Raw genomic sequence first — 6972 nt, 5'->3', positions numbered from 1 at the left:
CACGGCTCGTCGGGCAGCACGCCGCGGAGAGCTCGGTCGAGACGGCTCCGGCGGCACGAGCACGGTCAGCGCGGCGGTGACGTCGAGCCGGTGCACGTTCGCCGCGTAGCCGTCGAGCCAGGCGATGGTGAAGCCGCCGAACTGGGCGGCGGCGACGTTGTCGGGGTGACCCTCGAGGTCGGTGGCCAGCTGGAAGGCGGCCAGGTCGTCCATGAGGGCGGCGCTGTCGCGCACGAGCGCGCGGGGCGAGCGCGATGCCGCCGACGATCGCGGCGCTGGACGAGCCGAGGCCGCGGGCATGGGGCACGACGTTGCGGCACGCCAGGCGCAGGCCCTCGGGTCGCACGTTCATGAGGTCGAACGCGGCGTGCATGGCCCGCAGGACCAGGTGGGACTCGTCGCGCGGGACGTCCGCGGCGCCCTCCCCCTCCACGTGCACGTCCAGGCCGCCGTCGGTCACCTCGGCAGTGAGCGTGTCACCGAGCGTCAGGGCCAGCCCGAAGGCGTCGAAGCCGGGACCGAGGTTGGCGCTGCTGGCCGGCGTGTGGACGCTGACCGGTCCGTCGACGAACGTCATGCGAGCCCGGCCGCGGCCGCCGCCTCGTCGACGTCGGCGTCGATGACCGAGTCCACGAGCGAGCCGACGCCCGAGAGGGCCGTGTCGGTGTCCTTGAGACCGTGGCCGGTCACCGTCACGGTGATGGTGAGGCCGCGCTCGACGCGTCCGGCCTCGGCCCGGGCGAGCAGGCCGGCGACGCTGGCCGCCGAGCCGGGCTCGACGAAGATGCCGTCGTGCGAGGCCAGGGCGCGCTGGGCGGCGAGGATCTGCTGGTCGCTCACCGCCTCGATGAGCCCGCCGGACTCGTCGCGCGCGGCCGTCGCGAGCTGCCACGACGCCGGGTTGCCGATGCGGATGGCGGTGGCGACGGTCTCCGGACGCGTGACGACCTCCCCGCGCACGATCGGTGCGGCGCCCTCGGCCTGGAAGCCCCACAGCGCGGGCGTGCGCTGGGCCATCCCGGCCTCGGCGTACTGCCGGAAGCCCAGCCAGTAGGCGGAGATGTTGCCGGCGTTGCCGACCGGGAGCACGTGGACGTCCGGCGCGCGGTCGAGCGCGTCGACGATCTCGAACGCGGCGGTCTTCTGCCCCTCGAGCCGGACCGGGTTGACCGAGTTGACCAGCGCGACCGGGTACTTCTCGGCCAGGCCGCGCGAGAGCATGAGGCACTCGTCGAAGCCGCCGCGCACCTGGATCACCTCGGCGCCGTGCATGACGGCCTGGGCCATCTTGCCGGCGGCGATCTTGCCGTGCGGCACGAGCACGACCGGGGTGAGCCCGGCCTTCGCGGCGTAGGCGGTCATCGACGCGGACGTGTTGCCGGTGGACGCGCACACGACCGCCTTGGCTCCCCCGGCGACGGCCGCGGAGATGGCGGCGGTCATGCCGCGGTCCTTGAACGAGCCGGTGGGGTTGGCGCCCTCGACCTTGACGTGGACGTCACCGCCGACCAGGCCGGACAGCCACGCGCTGTGCACGAGCGGCGTGCCGCCCTCGCCGAGCGACACGACGTGGGTCGTCGCCTGCTCGGGCATCCAGTCGCGGTACTCCTCGACCACGCCTCGCCACAGGTGGGCACGTGCCGGCATCAGCGGCCTCCCTCGACGCGCATGACGGAGGAGACGCCCCGGACCATGTCGAGGTCGCGCAGCCGGGCGACGGTCGCCGAGAGCGCGGCGTCGTCGGCGACGTGGGTGACGACCACGAGCGTCGCGTCGTCGCCGTGGCCCTCCTGGTGGACGGTGCGGATGGAGACCTCCTGCTCGGCGAAGGCCTGCGCCACCGCCGCCAGGACGCCCGGACGGTCGGCCACGTCCAGCGAGATGTGGTACGCCGTGCGGGTGCGGCCCATGCCGAGCACCTCGAGCTGCGCGTGGCTGGACTCGCCGGGGCCGAAGACGCCGTCGACGCGGTTGCGCGCGACGGTGACCAGGTCGCCGAGGACGGCGGACGCGGTGGGCGCGCCACCGGCGCCGGGGCCGTAGAACATGAGCTGGCCGGCGGACTCGCTCTCGACGAAGACCGCGTTGAACGCGCCGCGGACGCTGGCCAGCGGGTGCTCGTCGGGGATCATCGCCGGGTGGACGCGGGCCGAGACGGCCGGGCCGTCGGGCGTGTCGTGCCGCTCGCAGATGGCCAGCAGCTTGACCACCGAGCCGCGCTCGGCCGCCGAGGCGACGTGCGCGGCGGTGACGTCGCTGATGCCCTCGCGGTGGACGTCGTCCATCGTCACGCGGGTGTGGAACGCCAGGCTGGCCAGGATGGCCGCCTTCGCCGCGGCGTCGAAGCCCTCGACGTCGGCGGTGGGGTCGGCCTCGGCGTAGCCCAGCGCCTGCGCCTCCTCCAGCGCCTCGGCGAAGTCGGCGCCGGTGGACGTCATGGCGTCCAGGATGAAGTTCGTGGTGCCGTTGACGATGCCCAGCACGCGGGTCACGCGGTCGCCGGCCAGCGACTCGCGCAGCGGACGGACGATCGGGATGGCGCCGGCGACGGCGGCCTCGTAGAACAGGTCGCGCTCGGCCTTGGCCGCGGCCTCGTAGAGCGTGGCGCCGTCCTCGGCGAGCAGCGCCTTGTTGGCGGTGACGACCGAGGCGCCGTGCTCGAGCGCGGTCAGGATGAGGTCGCGGGCCGGCTCGATGCCGCCGATGACCTCGACCACGACGTCCAGGTCGCCGCGCGAGACGAGCGCCTTGGCGTCGGTCGTGAACAGGTCGGCCGGCAGGTCGAGCTCGCGCTCACGGCCCGGACGCCGCACCGCGATGCCGACCAGCTCGATCGGCGCGCCGATGCGGCGGGCGAGCTCGTCGGCGTCCTGGGTCAGCAGCCGGGCCACGTCGGAGCCGACGACCCCGCAGCCGAGCAGGGCGACCTTGAGCGGCCGGGGGCTGGGCTTGTCGCTGGTCACGAGGCCAGGGTATCGGCCGTCCGCCGTCCCGGGGCCCGGGGCGGTGAAGGACGAGACGGGCCCCTCGTCCGCCCCTCGGACGCGGGGATGCGTGCGCTCCGCGCCAGGGGGCGTACAGTGCCTCTGCTACTTAGGCAATGCTCACCTGACAGGACGTCCATGTTCGCCAACTTCCTGATCGGCCTGCGCGAGGCTCGAGGCCGCGCTGGTCGTCGGCATCCTCGTCGCGTACCTGGTCAAGACCGGTCGCCGCGACCTGCTGCTCCCGCTGTGGAGCGGCGTGGCCCTGGCCGCCGCGATCTCGCTCGGCTTCGGCGCGGCGCTCACGTACGGCCGCGCGGGCTGACCTTCGAGGCCCAGGAGGCGATCGGCGGGACCCTGTCCATCGTCGCCGTCGGGCTCATCACGTGGATGATCTTCTGGATGGCGCACACCGCCCGGCACCTCAAGAGCGACCTCACCGGCCGGCTGGACTCCGCCGTCGAGGGCGGGCGCTGGGCGATCGTGCTCATGGCGCTGCTCGCCGTCGGGCGCGAGGGGCTGGAGACCGCCCTGTTCCTGTGGGCCGGCGCGCAGGCCACCGGCCAGTCGACCGACCCGCTCCTGGGCGCCGTGCTCGGCCTGGCCGTCGCGGTCGTGCTCGGCTGGCTGGTCTACCGCGGAGCGGTGCGCCTGGACCTGCGGCTGTTCTTCTCCTGGACCGGCGTCGCGCTCGTCGTCATCGCCGGCGGCGTGCTGGCCTACGGCGTCCACGACCTGCAGGAGGCGGGCATCCTGCCCGGCCTGCACGCCCTCGCGTTCGACGTGTCCGAGCAGGTCCCGCCGTCGAGCTGGTACGGCACGCTGCTCAAGGGCGTCCTCAACTTCTCCCCCGCGACGACGTGGCTCGAGGCCGCCGCCTGGCTGCTCTACGTCGTCCCCACGCTGACCTTCTTCGTCCGCACCGTCTGGTTCGCCGCGCCGCGGCCGGCCCCCTCCCCCGTCGCCTGAGCGACCCCGCACCGAAGGAACCCCATGCACCCTCCCCTCCGCGGCCTGGCCGTCGCCACGACCCTGCTGCTGCCGCTGGCCGCCTGCACCGAGAACTCCGACTCCTCGGCGAGCGGCTCGAAGGACGCCGGCACCATCGCCGTCGAGTCGTCGGCGGACGCCTGCGAGCTGTCGACCGACGAGGCGCCGTCGGGCAACCTCGTCTTCACCGTCAAGAACACCGGCAAGGACGTCACCGAGTTCTACCTGCTGGCCGAGGACGGCCTGCGCATCGTCTCCGAGGTCGAGAACATCGGGCCCGGCCTGAGCCGTGACCTGGTCGTCACCGCCAAGCCCGGCACCTACGTCAGCGCCTGCAAGCCGGGCATGGTGGGCGACGGCATCCGCAGCGAGTTCACCGTCACCGACTCCGGGAAGGACGTCGCGCCCACCGGCGCGCTGGCCGACCAGGTGGCCGCCGCGACCACGAACTACGTCGCGTACGTCAAGGACCAGACCGAGCAGCTGCTGGCCGGCACCCGGGACTTCGTCGAGGCGTACGAGGCCGGCGACGACGACCGCGCCCGCGAGCTCTACGCCGCCACCCGCGTCCACTGGGAGCGCATCGAGCCCGTCGCGGAGTCCTTCGGCGACCTCGACCCGCGCATGGACCTGCGCGAGGCCGACCTCGAGGCCGGCCAGGAGTGGACCGGCTGGCACCGGCTCGAGAAGGACCTGTGGCCGCCGCAGGGCTTCACCGGCGCGCTGAGCACGGCGAAGCGCACGCAGTACGCCGACCAGCTGCTGGCCGACACCCAGGAGCTGTACGACCGCACGCACGCGGCGGCCTTCGCCCAGGAGATCGACGCGACGGCGATCGGCAACGGTGCCAAGGGCCTGCTCGACGAGGTCGCGACCGGCAAGGTCACCGGCGAGGAGGAGATCTGGTCGCACACCGACCTGTGGGACTTCCAGGCCAACCTCGACGGCGCCAAGGTCGCCTACGACGGGCTGCGCGACATCGTCGTGGCCAAGGACGAGGCGCTGGCCACCCAGCTCGACACGCGCTTCGAGGCGCTGCAGGGCCTGCTCGACCGGCACCGGGAGGGCGACGGCTTCGTCGGCTACGACGAGCTGTCCCAGGACGAGGTCAAGCAGCTCGCCGCCGCGGTCGACGCGCTGCGCGCCGCCGACCGCGTCGTGCTGCAGGTGCAGGTCGTGCGGCTGTGGCACCACGCCGTCGAGAGCCGCGAGGTCGTGGGCGTCCTGCGCGACCAGGCCCGTCGCGAGCTGGCCGACCAGCGGGCCCACGAGGAGGCGGCCCAGGCCGTCCTGGCCCGGCTGCTCGAGCACGTCGCGGAGCCGCCCGACGTCGCCGCGACGTTCCCGTGGCTGCAGCGCGAGGTCGAGTCCGACCCCGAGCCGCAGGCCGCGCCCGTCGAGGCCGCCAGCCAGGTGCTCGGCCACCGCGAGCAGATCGGCCAGTGGTTGGCCTCGCGCGCACCGCTCGACGTCCCGAGGCCGGACGACGAGGACGACAAGCCGGCGCGATGAGCGCCTGGACGCTCGTCGCTCGGTCGCGGCCGCGCTCGTCGTCGCCTGGCTCGCGCTCGTGGTCGCGATGCTCGTCGCCGCCCGGCACGAGCCCGACCGGCCGGGCTGCGCGACGTCCTGCGTCTCGTCCCCGACGTCCTGCGCCTGCTGCGCCGGCTGGCGTCCGACCGGTCGCTGCGCGCGGGGTGCGGGTGCGGCTCGGGCTCGCGGTGGCCTACCTCGCCGTGCCGATCGACCTGGTGCCCGACGATGCTGCCCGTGCGTGGGCCTGCTCGACGACGCGCTGGTGGTCGCCCTTTCGTGCTGCGCGCGGTGGTGCGGGCCCCCGGACCCGACGCCCTGGCGCGGCACTGGCCGGGGACGCCGGCGGGGCTCGACGCCATGCGCCGCGTGGCGGGCGTGCGCTGACTACTTGAGGAACTTGGACGTGCGCCGGTCGGCGAGCAGCTTGCCGCCGGTCTGGCACGTCGGGCAGTACTGCAGCGCGGAGTCGGCGAACGAGACCTCGCGCACGGTGTCGCCGCACACCGGGCACGGCTCGCCCGCGCGGCCGTGCACGCGCATGCGGGTGCGCTTGTCGTCCTTGAGCTCGGACGCCGGCTTGCCCGCCGCCTCGCGGACCGCCTCCACGAGCACGTCGTGCAGGGCCGCCTGCAGCCGGTCGAGCTGCTCGTCGTCGAGCGTGTCGGCGATCTGGAACGGCGAGAGCCGGGCTGCGTGCAGGATCTCGTCGCTGTAGGCGTTGCCGATGCCGGCGACCACCTTCTGGTCGCGCAGCAGCCGCTTGACCTGCATGCGCCGGCCCTGCACGAGCGGGCGCAGGTCGAAGCCGGGCTCGAGCGGGTCGGGACCGAGCGCGGCGACCGCGGGCACCTCGGACGGGTCGCGGACGACGTACATGGCCAGGCCCTTGCGGGTGCCGGCCTCGGTGACGTCGAAGCCCACGTGCGGGCCGTCGCCGGCGTCGAGCCGCATGCGCGCGGCGATCGGCCCACCGGGCTTGAGCCGCTTGTCGGCCAGCTGCTCGGACCAGCGCAGCCAGCCCGCCTTGGCCAGGTGGACGACCACGTGAAGCCCGTCGACGTCCAGGTCGATCATCTTGCCGTGGCGGGCGACGCCCACGACCTGCAGGCCGGACAGCGCGGACGCGGGCGGGTCGAAGGTCTTGAGCACCGAGAACGAGGCGACCTCGAGCTCGGCGACGACGGCTCCCACGGCGCGCTCGCGCAGGAAGCCGACGAGGGCGTCCACCTCGGGCAGCTCGGGCATGCGCCGAGTCTGGCACCGCCCGGGGACGAGTTCACGCGGAACGCGTGCGCCGAAGCAGGTTCGGTTTACCTGGCGCGCCAGGTAGACGACACCTGCCAGGGAGATGTGCCGGGCATCCTTCGGCTTGCCGGGCAGGTGCACCGCCCGTCCCCCTGCACGCCGCGAGCCCGCCGCCCCGGAGGGACGGCGGGCTGGCGAGCGATCGGGTGCGGCTCAG

Annotated in this window: 5 protein-coding genes and 2 pseudogenes; 2 read left to right on the top strand and 5 right to left on the bottom strand. The window is 74.1% G+C overall.

All coding sequences use genetic code 11. The annotated features are described in order from the left end of the window. The 4 genes and pseudogenes from AC2W7G_RS06565 to AC2W7G_RS06550 all read right to left on the bottom strand — a co-directional run. Positions 1-234 (bottom strand): annotated as a pseudogene (locus AC2W7G_RS06565) (hypothetical protein); the annotation flags it as partial. 70 nt (positions 235-304) lie between these two features. Further along, positions 305-352, bottom strand: a pseudogene (locus AC2W7G_RS06560) (hypothetical protein); the annotation flags it as partial. Positions 353-573: 221 nt separating this feature from the next. Further along, on the bottom strand, positions 574-1647 hold the full coding sequence (thrC, locus tag AC2W7G_RS06555; protein WP_485867726.1) for a threonine synthase: 1074 nt from the start codon (positions 1645-1647) through the stop codon (positions 574-576). Then, positions 1647-2963, bottom strand: a complete 1317-nt coding sequence (locus AC2W7G_RS06550) for a homoserine dehydrogenase (protein WP_485867725.1) — start codon at positions 2961-2963, stop codon at positions 1647-1649. Before AC2W7G_RS06550 ends, thrC begins: the two co-directional genes overlap by 1 nt. Before the next feature lie 159 nt (positions 2964-3122). On the opposite strand from AC2W7G_RS06550, the gene efeU reads away from it, so the two are divergent. After that, the gene (efeU, locus tag AC2W7G_RS06545) at positions 3123-3953 is read left to right on the top strand and encodes an iron uptake transporter permease EfeU (protein WP_485867724.1); all 831 of its coding nucleotides are present in this window, start codon (positions 3123-3125) and stop codon (positions 3951-3953) included. A 24-nt stretch (positions 3954-3977) separates the two neighbouring features. Continuing rightward, entirely contained in the window at positions 3978-5486 is a 1509-nt protein-coding gene (gene efeO / locus AC2W7G_RS06540; protein WP_485867723.1) for an iron uptake system protein EfeO, read from the top strand. A 408-nt stretch (positions 5487-5894) separates the two neighbouring features. Here efeO and AC2W7G_RS06535 read toward each other — a convergent pair whose 3' ends face one another. Continuing rightward, complete coding sequence (locus tag AC2W7G_RS06535; RefSeq protein ID WP_485867722.1) at positions 5895-6755, bottom strand: Fpg/Nei family DNA glycosylase; 861 nt, start codon at positions 6753-6755, stop codon at positions 5895-5897. Positions 6756-6972 lie beyond the last annotated feature (217 nt).

The sequence above is a fragment of the Aeromicrobium sp. PFPM2_SD2 genome, from assembly GCF_057364525.1.
This window is presented reverse-complemented; position numbering and strand designations above follow the sequence as displayed.